General features: G+C 48.7%; 15 protein-coding genes and 5 tRNA genes. 14 read left to right on the top strand and 6 right to left on the bottom strand.

The window, feature by feature from the left end; genetic code table 11:
* Window positions 1-159: 159 nt before the first annotated feature.
* Both acnB and ppnN read right to left on the bottom strand, forming a co-directional pair.
* The gene (gene acnB, locus J7438_RS19170; protein WP_209277826.1) at window positions 160-2,751 is read right to left on the bottom strand and encodes a bifunctional aconitate hydratase 2/2-methylisocitrate dehydratase; all 2,592 of its coding nucleotides are present in this window, start codon (window positions 2,749-2,751) and stop codon (window positions 160-162) included.
* Between the two features lie 265 nt (window positions 2,752-3,016).
* A complete protein-coding gene (ppnN, locus tag J7438_RS19175; protein ID WP_209277827.1) occupies window positions 3,017-4,393 on the bottom strand; it encodes a nucleotide 5'-monophosphate nucleosidase PpnN in 1,377 nt (458 codons plus the stop codon).
* Window positions 4,394-4,767: 374 nt separating this feature from the next.
* Between ppnN and yfcD the strand changes: the two genes are divergently transcribed.
* The gene (gene yfcD, locus J7438_RS19180; protein ID WP_209277828.1) at window positions 4,768-5,295 is read left to right on the top strand and encodes an NUDIX hydrolase YfcD; all 528 of its coding nucleotides are present in this window, start codon (window positions 4,768-4,770) and stop codon (window positions 5,293-5,295) included.
* Between the two features lie 35 nt (window positions 5,296-5,330).
* Window positions 5,331-5,945 carry a riboflavin synthase subunit alpha gene (locus J7438_RS19185; protein ID WP_209277829.1) on the top strand — a complete coding sequence of 205 codons (615 nt, stop codon included), beginning with the start codon at window positions 5,331-5,333 and terminating at the stop codon, window positions 5,943-5,945.
* A gap of 304 nt (window positions 5,946-6,249) precedes the next feature.
* Here the strand turns inward: J7438_RS19185 and lon are convergent, their stop codons facing one another.
* Window positions 6,250-8,676 carry an endopeptidase La gene (gene lon / locus J7438_RS19190; RefSeq protein WP_209277830.1) on the bottom strand — a complete coding sequence of 809 codons (2,427 nt, stop codon included), beginning with the start codon at window positions 8,674-8,676 and terminating at the stop codon, window positions 6,250-6,252.
* Between the two features lie 488 nt (window positions 8,677-9,164).
* Between lon and J7438_RS19195 the strand changes: the two genes are divergently transcribed.
* The 3 genes from J7438_RS19195 (at window position 9,165) to rarD (ending at window position 11,269) form a co-directional block, all read left to right on the top strand.
* Window positions 9,165-9,770 carry a chalcone isomerase family protein gene (locus tag J7438_RS19195; RefSeq protein ID WP_209277831.1) on the top strand — a complete coding sequence of 202 codons (606 nt, stop codon included), beginning with the start codon at window positions 9,165-9,167 and terminating at the stop codon, window positions 9,768-9,770.
* Window positions 9,771-9,922: 152 nt separating this feature from the next.
* The gene (locus J7438_RS19200) at window positions 9,923-10,207 is read left to right on the top strand and encodes a ComEA family DNA-binding protein (RefSeq protein WP_209277832.1); all 285 of its coding nucleotides are present in this window, start codon (window positions 9,923-9,925) and stop codon (window positions 10,205-10,207) included.
* 147 nt (window positions 10,208-10,354) lie between these two features.
* Window positions 10,355-11,269 carry an EamA family transporter RarD gene (rarD, locus tag J7438_RS19205; protein ID WP_209277833.1) on the top strand — a complete coding sequence of 305 codons (915 nt, stop codon included), beginning with the start codon at window positions 10,355-10,357 and terminating at the stop codon, window positions 11,267-11,269.
* Between the two features lie 17 nt (window positions 11,270-11,286).
* Here rarD and J7438_RS19210 read toward each other — a convergent pair whose 3' ends face one another.
* Entirely contained in the window at window positions 11,287-11,493 is a 207-nt protein-coding gene (locus J7438_RS19210) for a hypothetical protein (RefSeq protein ID WP_209277834.1), read from the bottom strand.
* 481 nt (window positions 11,494-11,974) lie between these two features.
* Here J7438_RS19210 and J7438_RS19215 point away from each other — a divergent pair, with 481 nt between their 5' ends.
* On the top strand, window positions 11,975-14,065 hold the full coding sequence (locus tag J7438_RS19215; protein WP_209277835.1) for a Sip1-related alpha-galactosidase: 2,091 nt from the start codon (window positions 11,975-11,977) through the stop codon (window positions 14,063-14,065).
* Window positions 14,066-14,119: 54 nt separating this feature from the next.
* Here the strand turns inward: J7438_RS19215 and folD are convergent, their stop codons facing one another.
* The gene (gene folD / locus J7438_RS19220) at window positions 14,120-14,974 is read right to left on the bottom strand and encodes a bifunctional methylenetetrahydrofolate dehydrogenase/methenyltetrahydrofolate cyclohydrolase FolD (RefSeq protein ID WP_209277836.1); all 855 of its coding nucleotides are present in this window, start codon (window positions 14,972-14,974) and stop codon (window positions 14,120-14,122) included.
* Window positions 14,975-15,313: 339 nt separating this feature from the next.
* Between folD and J7438_RS19225 the strand changes: the two genes are divergently transcribed.
* From J7438_RS19225 to clpX, 7 genes are all read left to right on the top strand, one after another.
* Window positions 15,314-15,390 (top strand) — tRNA-Pro (locus J7438_RS19225).
* A 17-nt stretch (window positions 15,391-15,407) separates the two neighbouring features.
* Window positions 15,408-15,484 (top strand) — tRNA-Arg (locus tag J7438_RS19230).
* A 76-nt stretch (window positions 15,485-15,560) separates the two neighbouring features.
* Window positions 15,561-15,636, top strand: a tRNA-His gene (locus J7438_RS19235).
* Window positions 15,637-15,710: 74 nt separating this feature from the next.
* Window positions 15,711-15,795, top strand: a tRNA-Leu gene (locus J7438_RS19240).
* A gap of 392 nt (window positions 15,796-16,187) precedes the next feature.
* Complete coding sequence (tig, locus tag J7438_RS19245) at window positions 16,188-17,531, top strand: trigger factor (protein WP_209277837.1); 1,344 nt, start codon at window positions 16,188-16,190, stop codon at window positions 17,529-17,531.
* Window positions 17,532-17,723: 192 nt separating this feature from the next.
* The gene (clpP, locus tag J7438_RS19250; RefSeq protein WP_209203761.1) at window positions 17,724-18,374 is read left to right on the top strand and encodes an ATP-dependent Clp endopeptidase proteolytic subunit ClpP; all 651 of its coding nucleotides are present in this window, start codon (window positions 17,724-17,726) and stop codon (window positions 18,372-18,374) included.
* 406 nt (window positions 18,375-18,780) lie between these two features.
* Window positions 18,781-20,079 (top strand): ATP-dependent Clp protease ATP-binding subunit ClpX, encoded by a 1,299-nt coding sequence (clpX, locus tag J7438_RS19255; RefSeq protein WP_101747730.1) that lies wholly within the window; start codon window positions 18,781-18,783, stop codon window positions 20,077-20,079.
* A 321-nt stretch (window positions 20,080-20,400) separates the two neighbouring features.
* On the opposite strand, the gene J7438_RS19260 is transcribed toward clpX, so the two are convergent.
* A tRNA-Pro gene (locus tag J7438_RS19260) sits at window positions 20,401-20,477 on the bottom strand.
* 231 nt (window positions 20,478-20,708) lie between these two features.
* Here J7438_RS19260 and J7438_RS19265 point away from each other — a divergent pair.
* Window positions 20,709-21,344: a peptidylprolyl isomerase gene (locus J7438_RS19265; RefSeq protein WP_286196722.1), complete on the top strand. Its 636-nt coding sequence runs from the start codon at window positions 20,709-20,711 to the stop codon at window positions 21,342-21,344.
* Window positions 21,345-21,349 lie beyond the last annotated feature (5 nt).

Consider the following 21,349-nt stretch of genomic DNA (forward strand, 5'->3'; position numbering starts at 1 on the left):
AGGGTGATCAGGTATTGCACTGGTGGCATTTTGGTATTCCTGAAGTCTGCTTTAGCCCTTTGACAACAAAAAGAAATATAAATTGGGGTGGTGAGAGGCAGATAAGAATAAAAAGCCCCTGAAAACAGGGGCTTTTGTGTCGATTAACGCAGCAATGTATCAGCTGGCTTTAGCGATGATATCGTCAGCAGCCTTCTGATAAGACTCTACCTGGTCAAAATTGAGGTAGCGATAGACGTCACCCGCCATAGCATCCAGGTTGCTGGCGTATGCCATATACTCTGCCACGGTCGGAATTTTGCCAAGAATGGCTCCGACAGATGCCAGCTCAGCAGAACAGAGGTATACGTTAGCGCCATCCCCCAGACGGTTAGGGAAGTTACGGGTAGAGGTAGAGAGTACTGTTGCGCCTGGCTCTACCCTTGCCTGGTTACCCATGCAGAGTGAACAGCCGGGGATTTCGGTTCGCACACCGTTGTCGTTATAGATGTTGTAATAGCCTTCTTCTTCCAGCTGTGCCTTGTCCATTTTGGTGGGAGGCGACATCCAGAAGCGGGTTTTCAGCGGATCATGGTTCTGTTCCAGCAGTTTTCCGGCAGCACGGAAGTGACCAATATTGGTCATACAGGAGCCCAGGAACACTTCATCGACCTTGTCACCGGCAACATCAGACAGTGTACGGGCATCGTCCGGATCGTTTGGCGCACAGAGAATAGGCTCTTTGATCTCCGCCAGATCGATTTCAATCACCTCAGCGTATTCCGCATCGGCATCCGCTCGCATCATGGTTGGGTTGGCCAGCCACTCTTCCATCTTACGGGCACGACGTTCCAGAGTGCGGGCATCACCATAACCTTCACTGATCATCCAGCGCAGCATGGTGATGTTGGACTTCAGATATTCAGTGATGGACTCTTCAGACAGGGTGATGGTACAGCCGGCAGCAGAGCGCTCAGCCGAAGCATCGGACAGCTCAAAGGCCTGTTCAACAGTGAGGTTTTCCAGACCTTCAATTTCCAGTACACGGCCGGAGAAGGCATTCTTCTTACCTTTCTTCTCGACGGTCAAGAGGCCTTGCTTGATGCCGTAGAGTGGAATGGCGTGCACCAGATCACGGAGGGTAATGCCCGGCTGCATTTCCCCTTTGAAGCGAACCAGAACAGACTCTGGCATATCCAATGGCATAACACCGGTTGCTGCAGCAAATGCCACGAGGCCGGAGCCTGCAGGAAAAGAGATACCCAGCGGGAAGCGGGTGTGGGAGTCACCACCGGTACCCACGGTATCTGGCAACAGCATACGGTTCAGCCAGCTATGGATGATGCCGTCACCAGGACGCAGGGCGACACCGCCTCGGTTCATAATGAAGTCCGGCAGGGTGTGGTGAGTTTCCACGTCTACCGGCTTTGGATAGGCCGCAGTGTGGCAGAAAGACTGCATAACCAGATCAGAAGAGAAGCCCAGACAGGCCAGATCTTTCAATTCATCACGGGTCATTGGCCCGGTGGTGTCCTGGGAGCCGACAGTGGTCATTTTTGGTTCACAGTACTGACCAGGACGGACACCGGGAACACCGCAGGCTTTGCCGACCATTTTCTGGGCCAGCGTGAAGCCATGGGTTGATTCTTTAGGGGGTTGTGGGCGGCGGAATATGTCGGAATGGCCCAGATCCAGTGCCTCACGGGCCTTGTCAGTGAGTCCACGGCCGATGATCAGGTTAATACGGCCACCGGCCTGTACTTCGTCAAGAATAACGTCGGATTTGAAGGTGAACTCAGACAGGACTTCCCCGGACTCAGAGAGGATCTTGCCATCGTATGGGCGAATTTCAATAACATCACCCATGTTTAACTTATCCACCGGGGCTTCAAACACCAGGGCACCGGCATCTTCCATGGTATTGAAGAAAATAGGCGCTACCTTGCTGCCTATACAGATACCGCCAGCACGCTTGTTGGGGACACCCGGAATATCATCACCAAAGAACCAGAGTACCGAGTTGGTGGCAGACTTACGGGAAGACCCGGTACCGACAACGTCACCCACAAATGCAACCGGCAGGCCTTTGCTCTTGATGGCTTCAATTTGCTCAAGCGGGCCGGTAACGCCGTGCTCTTCAGGTTCCAGACCATCACGGGTCATCTTGTAGGCAGCACGAGCGTGCAGTGGAATATCCGGGCGGGACCAGGCATCAGGGGCAGGGGACAGATCATCGGTATTGGTTTCACCGGTCACCTTGAATACCGCCACCTTGATGCTTTCAGGCACGGCATCACGCCCGGTGAACCATTCCGCTTCAGCCCAGGATTTTAGAACGGCCTGGGCATTGGCGTTGCCTTCCTTGGCTTTCTCTTCCACGTCGTGGAAAGAGTCGAACACCAGCAGGGTTTTTTTCAGCTGCTCAGCGGCAAGTTCACCCAGCTCGGTGCTGTCCAGAAGGGCAATCAGGGTTTCGATATTGTAACCACCGAGCATCATGCCCAGCAGTTCAACGGCTTTCTTGTTGTCAACCAGCGGTGATTCAGCTTCGCCCTTGACGATGGCGGAAAGGAATCCGGCTTTTACATAGGCGGCTTCGTCAACACCGGGAGGAATACGATTTTCAAGGAGGTCCAGAATATATTGTTCTTCACCGGCTGGTGGATTTTTCAGCAGTTCAATCAGGCCTGACACCTGTTCTGCATTCAGCGGCTTCGGTGGGACACCTTCTTGGGCACGCTCTTCGACGTGTTTTCTGTAGGCTTCTAACACGAGTTCTACCCTCATCATCTGTGGCAGGCTCTTGGGCGATCCTTCGACAAACCTTTATGATCTTATGGGTCCGTCAGACGTTCCAAGGAAATCTTTACCAGTAGCACTGGTGGCGCGGGCAGTATAGCGAAAGGTGCCTGTCAAGTTAAGTAAAGACCGTAATAGCCACTATTTTTTCTGTGAATGGCAGTTTCGGTATTTGTGATTTACGTAGGCAGCATCTGAAGAAGCCGAAGCGGCCTCTTCAGGTGGGATTGATAAAAAGTCAGGATTCAATGATTTCGTAGCAGGGTTGGTAATGGCTTCCGGGCAGTTTCATCCGGTGCTGATCAACAAACGATTGCAGAAGGGTGTCCATCTGTTTCATCAGGCCCGGTTCACCACTGAGCTTATAAGGGCCATGCTCACGAATCAGGTTAACACCGTCTTCCTTGATATTCCCGGCAACAATGCCCGACATAACACGGCGGAGGTTGGCTGCCAGCTGGTGGGCCGGGAGATTGCTGTGCAGTTCCTGGTTGGCCATATTTTCATGGGTCGGCTCGAAAGGCTGCTGGAACTCCTGGTCAATCTTTAACAGCCAGTTAAAGTAGTACGCATCCCCATGTCGACGACGGAAGCGGGTTACTTTTTCCAAGCCACGGGCCATGATCGTGGCAACCCTGGCTGGATCATTGACGATGATCTGGTACTTTTCCTGCGCCTCTTTGCCCAGTGTATTGCCAATGAAGTTGTCAATCTGTTCAAAGTAAGCTTCCGACCCGGCGGGTCCTGTCAGGATCATGGTCAGGGGAATATCTTTATTGTCCGGGTGCAGGAGAATACCGATCAGGTAAAGAATCTCTTCACAGGTTCCCGGTCCACCCGGAAACACAATGATGCCATGCCCCAGGCGAACAAAGGCTTCCAGGCGTTTTTCGATATCCGGCAGGATAACCAGCTCATTGACAATCGGGTTAGGAGACTCGGCAGCGATAATGCCAGGCTCGGTCAGGCCAATAAAACGACCATGACTGATCCGTTGCTTGGCATGGCCAATGTAAGCACCTTTCATCGGCCCCTTCATCGCACCGGGGCCGCAGCCGGTGCAGATATTCATTCTTCTGAGGCCCAGCTGATAACCGACCAGTTTCGTGTATTCATATTCATCACGGCCAATGGAGTGTCCACCCCAGCAGACCACGATATTGGGCGTCTGTTTGGTGATAAAGGCGTTGGCATTTCTGAGCACCTCAAACACCAGGTGAGTGATGTCGGATGAACTTCCGTGATCGAAACGCTTGTCGCTGGTGATCAGGGACGAAACATAGAGAATATCCCTGAGCACGGAAAACAGGTTTTCCCTTACGCCCCGGATCAGTTTTTTATCAACAAAAGCAGACGCGGGTGCATTGATCAGTTCAAGTTTCAGTCCACGGTGTTCCTGGACAATGCGGATATCAAATTCGGAATAGGTTTGTAACAGCTCTTCTGCGCTGTCACCTTCCATCTCATCACTTAACACAGCCAGGGCGCACTGACGGAACAGGCGATGCAAGCCAGCTTTGGTATTATCCTGAAGAATATTGACTTCCCGGCTGGACAGTACTCGCATGGAGCCAACCGGGTTAACAATGGCGGAGACTACATTAGGTTTACTCATTATGCCCCCTTAAAGGATGGTGTTCGGTGTCTGACAGCATTGTTTCGATGGTTATGGCAGTAATGGATGCTGGTCAGGACAAAAATATATTTAACTAACTATCGGATCCTGTGGGTTGAAATCGAGTGAAAATTACAGTTTTTACTGTATTGGTGAAATTAAAATTCCTATTGCCATAAGAAATTATAACGGTTTTGGTCGCTTATGATCAGTCTTGACGAAATGATGCCGCTCTGACAAATTGGCTCAGATGCCACAAGCTCCTTTGCCTTTTTGTTGAATATTGACTGGTATTTTTCTGTTTTCGATTACCAATAGCTTGATATAAGATGTTGCCACAATAATAAATGAATGACAGATAACAGGAGATCTCGATGCCTGGCCAGCAAGAGGTGGAAGCGTCTGTGGAAAGTGTGGTGGTGGTTGATGACCATAATTTTGTGCTCGGGTCAGTTCCCAGGGGGAAGATGCGAGAAGAAGCACTCTGCCACAGGGCAACCTATATTTTTGTCTTTAATTCAACAGGGCAGCTGTATGTTCAGGAGAGGACCCTGAATAAGGATATTTATCCGGGATACTTTGATCCCGCTACAGGGGGTGTGGTTACCGAAGGTGAAAGCTACGATCAGGCGGCTGAACGTGAGTTGGCTGAGGAGCTTGGTATCGAGAATGTGCCCATCACTTCGCATTTTCACTTTTTTTTCCATAATGATGATTGTCAGGTCTGGGGCAGGGTCTACAGCTGTTATTATGATGGTCCTTTGACCCTGCAGGAAGAAGAGGTTGCCAGTGTGGTGCTGGAATCACCGGACGAGGTGCTGGCGAACCGCAACCACCGAAATTATACGCCAGACAGTCTGGTTGCTCTTGAGAGACTGGTTCACTGTCTCAAAACATTCTGATGTAGGCCAACGTGTTTGGCGACGATAGGTAGTGTATGTTTACAGGAATTGTGAAGGGATTTTTTCCGGTTGGTCGAATTGAAACGTTCAACGAACTGAACCGTATTACTGTGCTGTTGCCGTCCACATTGCTGGAAGGCCTGGAAACCGGGGCCAGTATTGCAGTGAATGGATGCTGTTTGACGGTTACTGCTTTTGACCGGGAAAGTGCCACTTTCGATGTGATGAAAGAGACCCTGAGGGTTACCAACCTTGGGGCGCTGGGAGAAGGTGATAAAGTCAATATTGAAAGAGCTGCACGCTTTGGTGATGAAATTGGCGGGCATCTGCTCTCTGGTCATATTCACGATACTGTTGAGATTTGTGATATTAAGCAGGAAGAAAACAATGTGACAGTATTCTTTCAATTTGCTTCTGAATGGCAAGACTATATTCTGCCTAAAGGCTATGTGTCTCTAAATGGCTGTAGTCTGACTATTGGTGAGAAGGTTGAGGGAGGGCGCTTTTGTATCCATCTTATTCCAGAAACCTTAAGAATGACGTCATTTGGTACTGCGGAAGTTGGCGATAGAGTTAACCTGGAAATAGACAGCCAGACTCAGGCGATTGTCACTACGGTGAAAAGTTATCTGGAATCAAACAGGTTATGATATGTGTCGTGATATAGTTTTCTGAACTTTTTCATGCTGTCGCAGGGTTGCAAATTCCTGAGATACAACCCTGTGTCGTTCCGGTATCTGTTTCTTCATTATTTTTCTGCTATTTAAAAAAACCTTAATATGCTTATTACGTCTTATATATCATTTGAAAAATTTTGCTGCACGGCCCAGAATATAAATGCTCACTAGCGTGTCCAAACGGGATTAGATCCCGCTGCTATTGTAAGAGTGATTAAGAAAGCGCCACCTGACCGGGTGGCGTTTTTTATTCACAGCAGTGTACGGTTTGTCCTACTTACTTTTTTCCTTTGCTTTTGCTGGTCGCTGGAAATGCAACTTTATAGACGTCATCGTACTGGCTGGCAAAATGTACAGAGATGCCTTCACGGATGTAATCCGGTAGCTCATCAAAGTCTCTGCGGTTATCTTCCGGAAGAACCAGATTCATAATTCCCTGCCGTCGGGCAGCAATCACCTTTTCTCTGATACCGCCCACAGCCAATACTTTGCCTGTCAGGGTCAGCTCTCCGGTCATCGCCAGATTTTTCAGGGGTTTAATGCCTTTGGTCAGAGAGATTAAAGCGGTTGTCATGGTGACACCAGCACTGGGACCATCTTTCGGGGTGGCACCTTCCGGAACATGGAGGTGAATAAATGCAGTTTTCAGAAAGTCTTCCTGAATACCCAGCTTTTTGGCGTGACTGGTGGTATAGCTGTAGGAGATTTCAGCCGACTCTTTCATCACCTCACCCAGCTTGCCAGTCAGTTTAAAACCGGCTCTTTGCTGATGTATCAGGCAGGCTTCAACAGGGAGTGTGGCACCCCCCATTGCGGTCCAGGCAAGACCGGTGACTATGCCAAGACCTTCCATGGTTTTTTCTTTGCGGAAGTAGGGGGCTCCGAGAAAGTCTTCCAGGTTTTTAGCCGAAACCGTCAGCTTGTTTTCATCATTTTCCAGGAATTTGACCACGACTTTGCGAATGATTTTTTGCAACAATTTCTCAAAGTGACGAACCCCTGCTTCCCGGGCATAACCATCAATGATTTTACGGAAGGTTGTATCTGAGATTTTAAGCTGGCTCTTTTTCAGTCCAGCTTTGTTCAGTTGTTTGGGCCATAAGTGATTCTTGGCAATCGCCACCTTCTCTTCGGTGATATAGCCGGACAGCCTGATTACATCCATTCGATCAAGCAGTGGACCCGGGATAGTATCTAACTGATTGGCTGTGCAAATGAACAGGACTTTTGACAGATCAATTCTCATGTCCAGGTAGTGGTCAAGAAACTCGCTATTCTGCTCAGGATCCAATACCTCCAGCAGTGCAGATGCGGGATCACCGCGGAAGGACGCACCAATTTTATCAATCTCATCAAGCATGATGACCGGATTGGAGACTTCTACTTCTTTCAGTGCCTGAATCAGCTTTCCGGGCATCGCTCCAATATAAGTACGACGATGCCCTTTAATCTCAGCTTCATCTCTCATGCCGCCGAGGCTGAAACGGTAAAATTTGCGGTCCAGAGCTTTGGCGACAGACTTGCCAATAGAGGTTTTGCCCACACCCGGGGGGCCTACCAGCAACATAATGGAGCCGGATACTTCTTTCCGGTATGCTCCCACTGCCAGAAACTCAACAATGCGCTCTTTAACATCCTCAAGGCCGTCATGGTCGGAACTGAGCACGTTTCTTGCGTGATGAAGGTCGAGATTATCTTCAGAGTACAGGCCAAAGGGGACAGATGTCGCCCAATCGAGGTAATTTCTGCAAACGGCATATTCCGGGGAGCCAGTTTCCAGAATAGAAAGCTTTTTCAGCTCATCATCGATTTTACTCCTGGCACTTTCAGGGACGGTCAGCTTTGCCAGTCTCTGCTCGAACTGTTCAATCTCGGCAGTTCGGTCATCTTTCGATATGCCCAGCTCTTTTTGAATGACTTTAAGCTGTTCCTTCAGGAAGAACTCGCGCTGATGATTACTGATTTTCCGGTTAACTTCCGCATTGATTTCACTCTGGAGACGGGCGACCTCCTGCTCTTTGCGAATCAGCACCAGTACCTTTTCCATCCTGCGTTGAACAGGGATGGTTTCCAGCACCTCCTGAAGCTCCTGTCCGGGAGCGGTGGTAATAGCTGCTGCAAAATCTGCAAGGGGGGAGGGGTCTTTGGGACTGAAGCGGTTCAGGTAATTTTTCAGCTCCTCGCTGTACAGAGGATTCAGTGGGATAAGCTCTTTGATCGCCTGGATCAGTGCCAGCGCATAGGCTTTTACTTCATCACTGTCGTCTTCAGGGGTGTCGATATAGTCGACCTGAACCAGGTAAGGAGGCCGACGACGTAACCACTGTCGTATTCTGAAACGTTGCATTCCCAGGGCAATAAACTGAACCTGGTCATTGTCTGAAACAATATTATGGATTTTGACAACGCAACCTACCTGGGGAAAATCTTCCGGCACAACGTCTATGCCGGGCATCCGGCCAACAAAGCTGAGACCAACCGCTTTATGAGTGCTCTGGCCAACACGCTGTAGTGTTTCTCCCCACTCCTCATTGCTGAATACTAACGGTTGTACCTGTGCAGGAAAGAAAGGGCGGTTCGAAACGGGGATCAGATAGAGTTTGTCTGGTAGCGACTGGTGTGGAAGTACAAGTCCGGTACTGCTTTTTTGGCTGTCTTCGTTCCCGTCAAGCACTTCGGGGTTGTTTGGATCCTGATCTGTCATAGTCTGTCTGCAAAAGCTGGTTTAACAGGAAAGTCTGGTTGATATTCTGTTGCAAAGGCATGGTGTAGCGGGCTTTATGGAAGCTTGGGCTAACCCATTACTCAGTGTTTCAACCTTGTGTTCTGGATAATCTATTTTGAGGCTTATCCAGTAATTTCAATAGTCAGTGCACTTAAGTATGGTTTAGATAGTCAGGATTGGTAACGGGAATATTGGGCTGCTGACCAGTGGTAATGGGTAGGGTTTTATCCACTGTTCATGAAAGTTATGGCTGATGAAATGGTGACAATTTAATGACGGCAAGCAGCTTCTGGAGTGAGAAAACAGGTAAAGATCATGGCAGCTTAAACCGTGTGCATAGTATGATTGCCTGACCCGCTGCGATGGCGGCCAGGCTATGGAATTTTGAAGTGGTTACAGCTCAGTATGCTGGAAGCTGCCAATTAAGTGGGATAGTATTTCCTGACAATAATAATAAGGTGTGTAGTATGCAAAACTATGACTTTCTTTGTCGTATTCCTCTTTTAACTGCCTTGCTTATGTTGCTGTCATTGCCTGTTAATGCGCTTGTCATTAATAAGTACGACCTGCCTGACACTATTGCAGCCGAGGGCGATAAACCAGAGCTTACATTGCAGGGTGCGGCAGTGAGGTCATGGTATCTGATGGTTAAAGGGTATATCGGTGCTCTTTATCTGGAAGAGCCGACCAGTAGCCCTGAAGAGATTTATGCCTCTGACACGCATCAACGAATGGCATTTGTTATGCTGGTGTCAAAAATGAGCGCCCGACGGATAGCCAATGCCTTTTATGAATCCATCCAATTGAACAGCCCGCCCGATGAGCAGGAAGCGGTGAAAGAGGACCTTGAGAAAATCTTTGCGCTGGTTGATGGTTCAATGAAAAAAGGTGAACAGGCTGTGTTTGAGTATCTTCCGGGTAGAGGATTGCGGATTGAGATTGCCGGTGATGAGAAAGGTATCGTTCCTGCCAATAAAGAGTTGTTCAATCTGTTTCTGCGAGTGTGGATTGGTGAGACACCACCCAGTAAGCCTTTTAAAGAGCAGGTTTTGGGGGTTACTCCGGCTGCGTGATAATTTGATCCGCTTATCTGCCCGGGATTTTTTGTCTTGCAGTTACCTCAGGCATTGCCTTGAATGTTCTTAAGGATGGTTTATTCAACAAAGCTGTTTTATAGACATTCTATCAATAGCGGATTATCTATCAATTTTAAGGAGTCATTGATATGGATATCAAAACCCTCGTATTTTTAGGTGCATCTTTTTTCAGTATCTCTGTCTTTGGGGCTGACCAGAAAGTCCGGTCTGGTGATCAGAAAGTTAATGTGAATCAGGCAAACATGGAGCAGCTGGATAAAGGACTTCTCGGGGTTGGCCCCCGTATCGCAATGGAAATTGTCAAGTATCGTGATCAGCATGGCCCTTATCAGAGCTTTGATGATTTGGATAAGGTTAAATATGTTGGCAGCAGAATGCTGGATAAAAATAAAAATCGTATAGTTTTTGACTGATCTGTCTGGCCAGGAAGCCTGGATAAGTTCAGGCTTCTTCAGGTAATGTTTTATCTCGGGTTTCGTTGCTTCTACAATGCAAAATCTGAATGGGCTGTTATTTTCTCTGGCATCCCGTGGATGCTATGGGTCTGATGTGGGGGATTTGTGAGAAACGCAGGAGTACAGTCTGGCCTGACGTTCGCCGTTGGGGCATTTGCTTTGTGGGGGCTGATCCCCATCTATTTCAAGATTGTTGAACAGGTGTCTCCTTTGGAAGTGCTTGCTCATCGGGTTTTCTGGTCATCACTATTGCTGGTTTGTTTTTTATCTTTTCGCCATAAACTGAAAGGGATTCTTGAGATAATAAAATCACCCCGGATACTGGGCTGGTTGGTTTTGTCGTCGCTGTTTATTGCTGGAAACTGGCTCTGTTTTATCTGGGGAGTGACCAATGACAGGATTCTGGAAACCAGCCTCGGTTATTACATTAACCCATTGATCAGTGTTTTTTTCGGCTATTGCTTTCTGGGGGAGCGCCTGACCCGATACCAGATGCTGGCGGTGTTTATAGCAGCAGCGGCGGTATCAATGCAGATGTTTTTGTTGGGTAAACTGCCCTGGGTCGCTTTTGTACTGGCTGTGTGTTTCGGGTTTTATGGCTTGATCCGGAAAAGGATTAATGTCGATGCAACCTCTGGACTGGCTATTGAGACATTGCTGTTGATGCCTCCCGCCGCTTTCTATTTCCTGTGGCTGATAAATAATGATTTGCATGCTTTTCGCTTTTCCGATCCAGATACCAGCCTTCTCCTTGCCCTGTCCGGATTTGTGACAACCATACCTCTGGTGCTGTTCAATATGGCGGCTCAAAAGTTGTCGTTGACTGTATTGGGAATCATGCAGTATCTGGCACCATCCATTTCATTTCTGGTTGGAGTGACGATTTATAATGAGCCGCTGGGTGTGGTGCAGATGGCTACTTTCGCTTTGATATGGCTCGCACTGGCCATTTTTACGCTGGATGGCCTGTTTAGACATAAGCGGCAGCGTGAACGGTTGGAAGTCCCTCACGCTGAGTAGATCTGGTTTATTGTCTATCAGGAGTGTCTTTTTTCTTTATCTTTTTTGATAGAGGTTTTTGAGCGGGCTTTCCTGACCGGGAGTGATAGAGCCTGCTCTCTGGGCAGTACCCGGTAAATCTGTCGGTAGTACTCTTTTTCAAGGTCGCCAGGGGTTTCGGGAATGGGCACCATACCCATCTGTCTGAGATAGGCTTCCATGCTACTGAGTGATGGTTTGTTCATTGAAGAGTCCTGCATGATTCTGACATAAAGTAACGAAGACAAAAGATGTCGGCAGTTGGGCTTATTCCATTAAACCGGATGCTGACATGGAACGCTAAATGGTATGCATGCTGCATGCCATTTTTTTGACGGCGTGGTTTTCTGCTTTGTTCTACATGCCTGATGTATTGTACTTTCGCTGTTTTTTGCTTCAGTTGTTCAGGGTTGAATGACTTAGACTCTCTTCACTCTAAAGCTCAGTTTGTGATTTTTGGTGTGTGCTATTGGTGAAAGGTGTTACTTTTCGGTTGGTTTTCCTTGCGTGGGTAACATTTTCAGCGGTTTTCATATTGTAAAATTTGCGTGCTAATCAGCTTATCGGGCTGTGGTTTTATATCACGGATAAGCAATTTATTAGATTTTCACTGCCGTATATCCGATTTTGAGAAATACTGTAGGCAAAGGATGAAATTGTTCTTTCCAAGATGCAGTTGAGGCAGTTATGTACTCTCTTCGTGAAAAAGACCAGCTGGTAAATTTGTATTATGACCAGGCAGTAGTATGTCAGGGGATCACTGTTTATGTCCGTTTGGATAATGAGGAGGAATACCCCCTGACATGGTCAGGGCAATCGGGGATATTTTTTCACGATGACTGGTTGTCTGTCAGGTTGTCTCTGGAGACCAAAGAAAGACAGCTGTTGTTATCTCTGAATGCTGAGATTAGCAAGGGAGTCAGCTGGCCAGGGCGCAGTTGGCATCCCCGTTGCGCCGTCAGAATCAATATCGCCTCTCTGGGCGACATTTCCGGTTTGTGTGCCCATTATCTTTATAACAGTTGGTGGACACGGCCACATTTTGATTGCGCCCTTAACAATCTGCCAGAGAAAACACAGTCTTTGCTGTACGGTCTGGGGGAAGAGTATCACCACCTGCTGGCCGTATGTGATGAGCAGGTTCGCTGTGAATTTCAGGGTGGGGACGTCGCTGGCATTGAGTTGGTGGCGGGTCCTTCAAAGTCGGGTGTTAGAGATTTTTCGGGCCTGATTGCCATTTATGGTGTCAGTGCAGATCCATTTTCATTGATCAATAATAATGTGCAGTTGGGGCGTCACCATCTATCGTACTATTCCAGACCAAGAGAGCAGCGTACCTTGCCTGAGGTGTTTAACTATCTCGGCTGGTGCAGTTGGGATGCCTGTTATCTGGATGTGACTGAGGAGGCTGTTGCTGCTAAAGCGCAGGAGTTTTACTCCAAAAGGGTTCCGGTAAAATGGATGCTGGTGGATGATGGCTGGTCGGAAGAAAAAGATCGTCGGCTGTTGTCCTGGAAGGAAGATCGGCAGAAGTTTCCGGCCGGACTTGCCGGTTTAAAGCAGACGCTTCAGGATGACTACGGTATTCCCTGGATGGGGGTGTGGCATGCTCTGACCGGGCAGTGGGAAGGGATCGATGCAGAAGCCAGCTTTCCTGTTCCTTTGGATGAGCTGGATTCATCAAGAAGGCTGCCCCCAACCTCAGAAGGGGATGCATTTCGCTTCTGGCACGGCTGGCACGACTATCTGGCCCGGCAGGGCGTTGATTTCATCAAAGTCGATGTTCAGAGCAATCTTGCCAACCACTATAGATACCGGGATTTTCCCGGAAAAGTATCCCGGGTAGCGCATCAGGCCCTTGAAGCGTCAGCGGGGCTGCATTTTAACGGACAACTGATCAACTGCATGGGGATGGCCAGCGATCAGTTGTGGAACCGACCGTCATCAGCTCTTGCGCGTAATAGTGATGATTTTTTTCCAAAAAAAAGCGGTAATCTCCAGGAGCATGCACTGCAGAATGCCTATAACGCGGTGTTTCATGATGCCTTTTTTATAGGTGACTGGGATATGTGGTGGACCATTCACGAAGACTCTGATGCCCATGCGCTGCTCAGGGCGGTGAGTGGCGGGCCCATTTATACCAGCGATCCGGTTGGGCAGACTGATGCAGAGCAACTGATGAAGCTGGTGTTTAATGATGGTCGGGTGGTTTGTTGTGACCAGCAGGGAAAGGTGGCTCGGGAACAGTTATTTGAAAACCCCCTCTATTCCGGGAAGTTACTCAAAGTGACCAATCGGATTGGGGCTGTGGGAGTCCTTGCCTTATTCAATATTGCTGAAGATCACCAACCGGTTGCTGAACGTGTCACTGCGTCACCCCTGGAAAATGACAGTGGGGAATGGTTGGTATACTGGCCGACCCGACGGCAATGTTTCAGCCATTCTGAGCTGCCGGAAATACGGCTTGGGCAGAATGGGGCAGATCTGATGCTGTTTTATCCTGAAGAGCCATTGGTCTGTCTTGGACTGGAAGATAAGATTCTGCCAGCCTGTGCCATTGTTGATCAGGTGGTGTGCTGGAAAGACAGTGGTGTTCGCCTTGAAAGCCGAATCAGGCAGGGAGGCAGGCTGTTAATTTACAGTGAGTATCCGATTCTGGAGGTTCGAATCAATGGGCAGGATTATGTGTGGGAGGAGTCGGGTAACATATACCTTATTGATTGCTCTGAATGGGAAGATGAAATCTTTCTGGAGTGCCTGGCCAGTCTGAATTCATAAGATGGGTCCGGCAGTGAAACTGCCGGTTTACACCTTGAACACTTTTCTCTCGGCTCAGTGGTGCAGATGGTCTGCAGCATACAGTGTGTTTTCCAGAAGTGTCGCCACGGTCATCGGGCCAACACCGCCGGGAACCGGAGTAATCCATGAGGCTCTTTCTCTGGCAACATCAAACTCCACATCACCCACCAGTCGGCCATCATCCATACGGTTGATGCCAATATCAATCACCACGGCACCGGGCTTTACCCAGGCACCTTTAACCAGTCCGGGCTTGCCTGCGCCAACCACCAGGATGTCTGCCCGGGCCACTTCAGCGGCCAGGTCCTCAGTAAAGCGATGCGTGGTGGTTGTGGTGCAGCCGGCCAGTAACAGTTCCATGGTCATTGGGCGACCGACAATATTGGAGGCACCGACAATAACGGCATTCTTGCCACGAATGGGCTGACCTGTGCTTTCCAGCAGTGTCATCACACCTTTTGGTGTGCAGGGTCGCAGCAGTGGGATACGCTGAACCAGTCTGCCAATGTTGTAGGGGTGAAAGCCATCGACGTCTTTATCCGGACGGATGCGTTCAATCACCAGTTCGCAGTTGATGTGTTCAGGCAGGGGTAATTGTACAAGAATGCCATCAATCGCCGGGTCATCATTGAGGTTGTCAATTAACTCCAGCAGATACTGTTCGCTGGTGGAGGCTGGCAGGTCGTGGGATATGGATTTGAAACCCACCCTTTCACAGTCCTGTCTTTTCTTGCCGACATAAACTCTGGAAGCCGGGTCATCGCCAATCAGAATAACCGCCAGCCCAGGAGCCCTGAGACCCTGTGAAGTTCTTTTTTTAACCTGTTCGGCGATGGCGTCGGTCAGTTGCAGGGCAATGGCTTTGCCATCAATAATTTTTGCTGTCATATGTGCTGAAGCCTGTTGCTGACAATATTGGTTGATTGGCGAATATTGAAAATGACCGTTAGTTTAACAGTGCTCTGGCTCTGTTGACACAACAGCCTGCTGATAAAGCTACTGGTTCAACCTATATGAAATCTGTTCGATATAAAGGGTGAGCATGGTGGTTTTTTTTCAGACAGATTGGTATGGTCATTAAGACGAATAAGTTTTCCGCATTATCTGAACGGCTATGTGGATCAAAAAATGCTTATGGCAATTGACGACCGCCATGCTTGTGAGTAGTATTCGTCGCCGTTGACCAGCGGAACTTTTCGGGATTTCCTGAAAGTAGCTGGAAAGCTTCGGGGTATAGCGCAGTCTGGTAGCGCGCCTGCTTTGGGAGCAGGATGTCGGGAGTTCGAATCTCTCTACCCCGACCAGTCAGAAAGATGATTAAGCGCCCGTAGCTCAGTTGGATAGAGCATCCGCCTTCTAAGCGGATGGTCGCAGGTTCGAATCCTGCCGGGTGCGCCATTTTTCAGATGGCCATTTATCCTGCCTTATGCTTGATTCTTTGGTTCAATTTGAATAGTCTTTCGGTCAGTTGTTGGTGGGCGTAGCTCAGTTGGCAGAGCTCCGGATTGTGATTCCGGCGGTCGAGGGTTCGAGCCCCTTCGCCCACCCCAGTTAACGGTTTGTCCTGTTATTTCGGGCGGCCTGAAAAATACAGTGTTTTGCGTGCTTCGTGGAAACGCTGTGAGCGGAAGTGGTGAAATTGGTAGACACGCTGGATTTAGGTTCCAGTGCCGCAAGGTGTGAGAGTTCGAGTCTCTCCTTCCGCACCAGTCATTAACGGGGATAAGTATGCTTATCCCCGTTTTTGTATGTTTCATCCAAAGAAACTGCCCTGATGGGGGGTGTATGGACCCACTAGTCCTTAGCTTCGGGGAAACGTATATGAATAGTGCAGATAGGAAAGGCTGAGCCAGGGCTGCTGTGTTTTGGGTCTTTAAATACGCTTTTCAGGCAAAGTCTGCTTTATTCGTTGGTTTATACCGTTGAGAAGTGAGAGTGGTGCAAATCCTGTAGGGAACGGGAATGTTTTAATAAAAAGTGTTCCTTTACCTTGCCCGGATCCAGTGTGACAGACCGTGTTTGTGCATTTTCCGGAAGCATTTGCTAGTCTATTCGCCTTTTGGCCCATTGTTTACACAGGTTTTGGTGTTGAGGAACAAAAATGCAAGTCTCCCTTGAAATGACTTCCGGTATTGAGCGCAAGCTGACTATCACTATCCCGGTTGCTGATATTGATAGTGAAGTGAATAAGCGTCTGCAGGACCTGTCCCGACGTGTTCGTCTTGATGGCTTCCGCCCCGGCAAGGTTCCAATGAAAGTGGTCAAGCGTCGTTACGGTGCCGGTGCCAGACAGGAAGTGCTCGGTGAGATGATGCAGTCTTCCTTCATTGAAGCTATCCAGGAGCAGGATCTGAACCCTGCCGGTGCGCCATCTGTTGAAGCCCTGTCTGATAACGACGAAGGATTTACCTTTGTTGCTACCTTTGAAGTCTACCCTGAAATTGCTCTGAATGATTTCAGTGGTATTGCTGTTGAGCGTCCGATTGCCGAGGTTCAGGAGTCTGATGTTGACGAGATGATCGAAACCCTGCGCAAGCAGAGCACAACGTTTGCTGACGTTGAGCGTGCTGCTGAACTGGGTGACCGCATTACCTTTGACTATGTTGGCACCAAAGATGGGGAAGCTTTCGAAGGTGGCAGTGCAGAGAACTCAACTCTGGAGCTGGGCTCTGGCCGCATGATTCCGGGCTTTGAAGATGGCCTGGTGGGTGTGTCTGCCGGTGAAGAGAAAGTGCTGTCCCTGACTTTCCCTGAAGATTATCAGGCGAAAGATCTGGCAGGTCAGTCTGTTGAGTTTGCCTGCAAGGTCCACAAGGTGGCTGCACCCACACTGCCTGAACTGAATGACGAGTTTTTTGCTCGCTTTGGCGTAAGTGAAGGTGGTCTGGAAGGTTTCCGTACGGAAGTGTCCAGAAATATGGAGCGTGAACTACGTCAGGCGGTTAAAAACAAAGTCAAGAATCAGGTAATGGATGGCCTGTTGAAGATTCATGAAGTGGAAGTGCCTTCTGCCCTGACTTCTCAGGAAATCGACCGTATGCGCGAACAGGCGGTACAGCAGTTCGGCGGCATGAAAGGTGGTTTTGATTCAAAGCAGCTGCCAGCAGAGCTGTTTGAAGCCGATGCCAAAAAGCGTGTTGCCCTGGGTCTGTTGATTGGTGAAGTGGTTAAGCAGCGTGAAGTCAAGGTTGATGATGAGCGTGTGCGTGCCATGATTGAAGAGATGGCTTCCGCTTACCAGGAGCCTCAGCAGGTTATCGACTGGTACTACAGCAATGATGAGCAGTTGTCTCAGATCAAGTATGTTGTTCTGGAAGAGCAGGTAGTAGATACTATTCTGGAAGCAGCCCAGGTTTCAGAACTGACATGCAGCTATCAGGACGCTATCAAGCCTGCTGAGCGTGTCGCTGAAACTGAAGAGGCAGAGCAGGAAGAGTCTGCCTGATACCGCTTGTAGAAGAGCATTTTATGAAGAGCGAGGGGAGTTGCTGGCTGATTGGCCGGTTCCCCTGACAAGCAGCTAAGGTTTTACCGGCTCTGGTCGTTTTAATCTGGTATGCAAGCGACTAATCTTTCAGTTTATATGACTGACAGGTCAGTCGCTTTTCTTCGACTTGGCAAGGAGTTAAGACAGGATATGTCCAATCTGATAGACCCGCACGCCGTTGCGATCACCAACTCAGGACTGGTACCTATTGTTGTTGAACAATCAGCCAGAGGTGAGCGCTCTTACGATATCTATTCCCGCCTCCTAAAAGAGCGAGTGATCTTCCTGGTGGGCCAGGTTGAAGATCACATGGCAAATCTGGTGGTTGCTCAGCTGCTGTTCCTTGAATCGGAAAATCCGGACAAGGATATTCACCTGTACATCAACTCACCGGGTGGATCGGTAACTGCAGGGATGTCTATTTATGACACCATGCAGTTTATCAAGCCGGATGTTTCCACCATGTGCATTGGTCAGGCTGCGAGCATGGGTGCTTTGCTGCTGGCTGGTGGTGCTGCTGGAAAACGTTATTGTCTGCCACACTCCAGGGTAATGATTCACCAGCCGTTGGGTGGATTCCAGGGCCAGGCGTCAGATATCGAAATTCATGCCCGTGAGATTCTGAGTATTCGCAGTAAGCTGAACCATGTTCTGGCTCACCATACCGGCCAGCCTCTTGAAGTCATTGAGCGTGATACTGACCGTGATAACTTTATGAATGGCGATGAGGCGGTTGAGTATGGCCTGATCGACCAGGTTATGAATCGTCGTGGTGAAGGCGGCAATAAAGACAAAAAATAAGCTGGGCGGTTGAGCTGATGGCTCTTTTGTGATCTCCGGCGATATGCTCCGCAATCAATGAAAATAGCCCCTGTGCAGTGTGCTATTTTCATTATTTATAGCGCATGCAGGTTGATTTTTATCCAAAGTCGTTGAACACTAACTCATTGGATGGGTTCTCTTGATATGGAGGACTCTATCAGAATAGCTTTCCAGAAACATGCATGGTCCCGGATGGTCAGGACATGAATTCTGGTATCAAGCGGATCAAGCACTTGAAAACATGCCTCGATGCCTGCATCTTATCAGGCATGTAATCGTGAATCATGAAATGGGCTTTGATTAGTTTGACTGTCAGGTCTATTTTCATTGTCTATTTTCACTGGAGAGTGCAGGGCAGGCATTGTCCGTATAACAGGGTAATCGAATGACCGACGAAACAAGCGGCAAGGGTGAAGACAGCAAGTTGTTGTACTGCTCTTTCTGCGGAAAGAGTCAGCATGAAGTGCGCAAGCTGATTGCCGGCCCTTCCGTATTTATATGCGATGAATGTGTTGATCTATGCAACGACATCATCCGTGAAGAAATTCAGGACAGCAGTGGCGAAGAGTCTTCAGATAAGCTGCCAATCCCTCGCGAGATCAAGGAAACTCTCGACGAGTATGTAATTGGCCAGCCCCGGGCCAAGAAAGTCTTATCTGTAGCGGTATACAACCACTATAAGCGTCTGCGCTTTGGCGATGCCAAGGGCGACAAAAAGAAAGATGAAGTCGAGCTGGGTAAAAGCAATATTCTGCTGATTGGTCCCACCGGAAGTGGTAAGACGCTGCTTGCTGAAACGCTGGCGCGTATGCTCAACGTACCATTCACCATTGCTGACGCCACGACCCTGACGGAAGCAGGTTATGTTGGTGAAGACGTTGAAAATATCATTCAGAAACTGCTGCAGAAGTGCGATTACGATGTAGAAAAAGCTCAGATGGGCATCGTCTACATTGATGAAATTGACAAGATCTCCCGCAAGTCTGATAACCCGTCCATCACCCGCGACGTTTCCGGTGAGGGTGTTCAGCAGGCTCTGCTCAAGCTGATTGAGGGTACGGTTGCATCGGTTCCGCCTCAGGGTGGGCGCAAGCATCCGCAGCAGGAGTTTCTGCAGGTTGATACTTCCAATATTCTCTTTATCTGTGGCGGTGCTTTTGCCGGTTTGGATAAAGTGATTCGTGGCCGTACTGACAAGTCTGGTATTGGCTTCTCTGCACAAGTCAGCAGCAAGGATGATAAAAAAGATCTGGGTGAAACCTTTAAAGAAGTTGAGCCGGAAGATCTGGTGAAATTCGGCCTTATCCCTGAGTTTGTTGGTCGTCTGCCTGTGATTGCAACGCTTGAAGAGCTGGATGAAGAGGCGCTGGTGCGCATCCTCGTTGAGCCTAAGAATGCACTGACCAAGCAGTACAGCAAGCTCTTCGATATGGAAGAGGTGGAAGTGGATTTCCGTCAGGATGCTCTGCGTGCGGTTGCCAAAAAAGCCATGGAGCGCAAAACCGGTGCTCGAGGTTTGCGCTCGATACTGGAGGCGGTACTGCTTGACTCAATGTATGAAATTCCTTCCGATAAGAGCATTTCCAAGGTGGTGATTGATGCCTCGGTTATCAATGGTGACTCTGAGCCGCTGTTGATTTACGAAAATTCTGAAACACCGAAGGCAGCGCTTTCCGATAAGTGATTAGCTGTTATTTGCGATAAAATCCCTTCCTGGCACAAATGTCACTCGTTGTTAGACGAGTGGCATTATTCAAACTCTACCGCTTCTCTCTTTGGTAGATTAAGCAAGACCAGCCCAGGTGCATTAAATCCTTTTATTCAGAGTGCAGCATGATCGATTGGGATGTTCTTTGCATCTTTCAGATTGATCCTGAAGATATATTTGATGGTATGAAAGGGTAGAAAACCGGATTTTCTGATTTGAGCTTGCTTGTCAGGTAATCGGGTAAACTGATGGAATGGGCTTTCAGGTAGGGTTAGAAAGTTGAGGTAAAAAAGTGTCTGGTCGGAGCGAGAGGATTTGAACCTCCGACCCCCACAACCCCATTGTGGTGCGCTACCAGGCTGCGCTACGCTCCGACACAAGAAGGGTAAAAATTGTGTTTCTTTTGCTCCTTCAGGCGCTGGGTATATTACCCTAAAAAACACTATTTGCAAGCCCTCGCGCATTTCTTTTGCTTTTTTCTCTATCGAAAATACTATGATGCTGAATAGGCTTTTTTTCTTCCTTCAGAGCCTTTACTGTCTATCCGTATGTATTGCATAAAGTGGTTTTAACTTTTTCTGCTTTGGAGAGAATCAATGCGTTTGATGCGAAACTGGCTGCTGGGAAGCACTATCCTTTTTTTGACTACCCTGGCGAATGGTGCAGCGACAGAGTCAGCTGAAGCTGCAGAGAAGAAGATCGAAGCGTTTCAGGTGGTTCTGGAAACCAGCAAAGGAGATATTGTTTTAATGTTGGCACCCGAAGAGGCTCCCGTCACCGTCAACAACTTTATCGAGTATGTTGAAAGTGGCTTCTACAACGGCCTGGTATTCCACCGGGTGATTAATAACTTCATGATTCAGGGGGGAGGCTTTGCCGCGGATATGAGCCAGCGGGCCACCCGTGCTCCGATCAAAAATGAGTCGCTGCTGAATCAGCGTCTGGAAAACAGTCGTGGCTCTATCGCCATGGCCAGAACCCAGATCGCTGATAGTGCAACCTCACAGTTTTTCATCAATCTCAAAGACAATGAATTTCTCAATGGTAAACCTTATAAGCCGGGTTATGCCGTTTTTGGCCATGTCATCAAAGGCATGGATGTGGTAGACAGTATTGCCAGAGTAAAGACGGGTTATCGAGGCCCACACGGTGATGTACCCGTTGACTCCGTTATTATCAACAAAGCATATGTCGTGAAAGAGGGTGGCAGGTCGGTGAAAGCCGAGCCTGGGGCTTCCTGATATCC

This window comes from Thalassotalea sp. G20_0 (assembly GCF_017744175.1).
Lineage (GTDB): Bacteria > Pseudomonadota > Gammaproteobacteria > Pseudomonadales > Endozoicomonadaceae > Endozoicomonas.

Excerpts from the sequence above, each read along its gene's own strand:
- ppnN (WP_209277827.1), bottom strand. The coding sequence starts at position 4,393 with ATGAGTAAACCTAATGTAGTCTCCGCCATTGTTAACCCGGTTGGCTCC.
- yfcD (WP_209277828.1), top strand. The coding sequence starts at position 4,768 with ATGCCTGGCCAGCAAGAGGTGGAAGCGTCTGTGGAAAGTGTGGTGGTG.
- J7438_RS19185 (WP_209277829.1), top strand. The coding sequence starts at position 5,331 with ATGTTTACAGGAATTGTGAAGGGATTTTTTCCGGTTGGTCGAATTGAA.
- lon (WP_209277830.1), bottom strand. The coding sequence starts at position 8,676 with ATGACAGATCAGGATCCAAACAACCCCGAAGTGCTTGACGGGAACGAA.
- J7438_RS19195 (WP_209277831.1), top strand. The coding sequence starts at position 9,165 with ATGCAAAACTATGACTTTCTTTGTCGTATTCCTCTTTTAACTGCCTTG.
- J7438_RS19200 (WP_209277832.1), top strand. The coding sequence starts at position 9,923 with ATGGATATCAAAACCCTCGTATTTTTAGGTGCATCTTTTTTCAGTATC.
- J7438_RS19210 (WP_209277834.1), bottom strand. The coding sequence starts at position 11,493 with ATGAACAAACCATCACTCAGTAGCATGGAAGCCTATCTCAGACAGATG.
- J7438_RS19215 (WP_209277835.1), top strand. The coding sequence starts at position 11,975 with ATGTACTCTCTTCGTGAAAAAGACCAGCTGGTAAATTTGTATTATGAC.
- folD (WP_209277836.1), bottom strand. The coding sequence starts at position 14,974 with ATGACAGCAAAAATTATTGATGGCAAAGCCATTGCCCTGCAACTGACC.
- tig (WP_209277837.1), top strand. The coding sequence starts at position 16,188 with ATGCAAGTCTCCCTTGAAATGACTTCCGGTATTGAGCGCAAGCTGACT.
- clpP (WP_209203761.1), top strand. The coding sequence starts at position 17,724 with ATGTCCAATCTGATAGACCCGCACGCCGTTGCGATCACCAACTCAGGA.
- clpX (WP_101747730.1), top strand. The coding sequence starts at position 18,781 with ATGACCGACGAAACAAGCGGCAAGGGTGAAGACAGCAAGTTGTTGTAC.
- J7438_RS19265 (WP_286196722.1), top strand. The coding sequence starts at position 20,709 with ATGCGAAACTGGCTGCTGGGAAGCACTATCCTTTTTTTGACTACCCTG.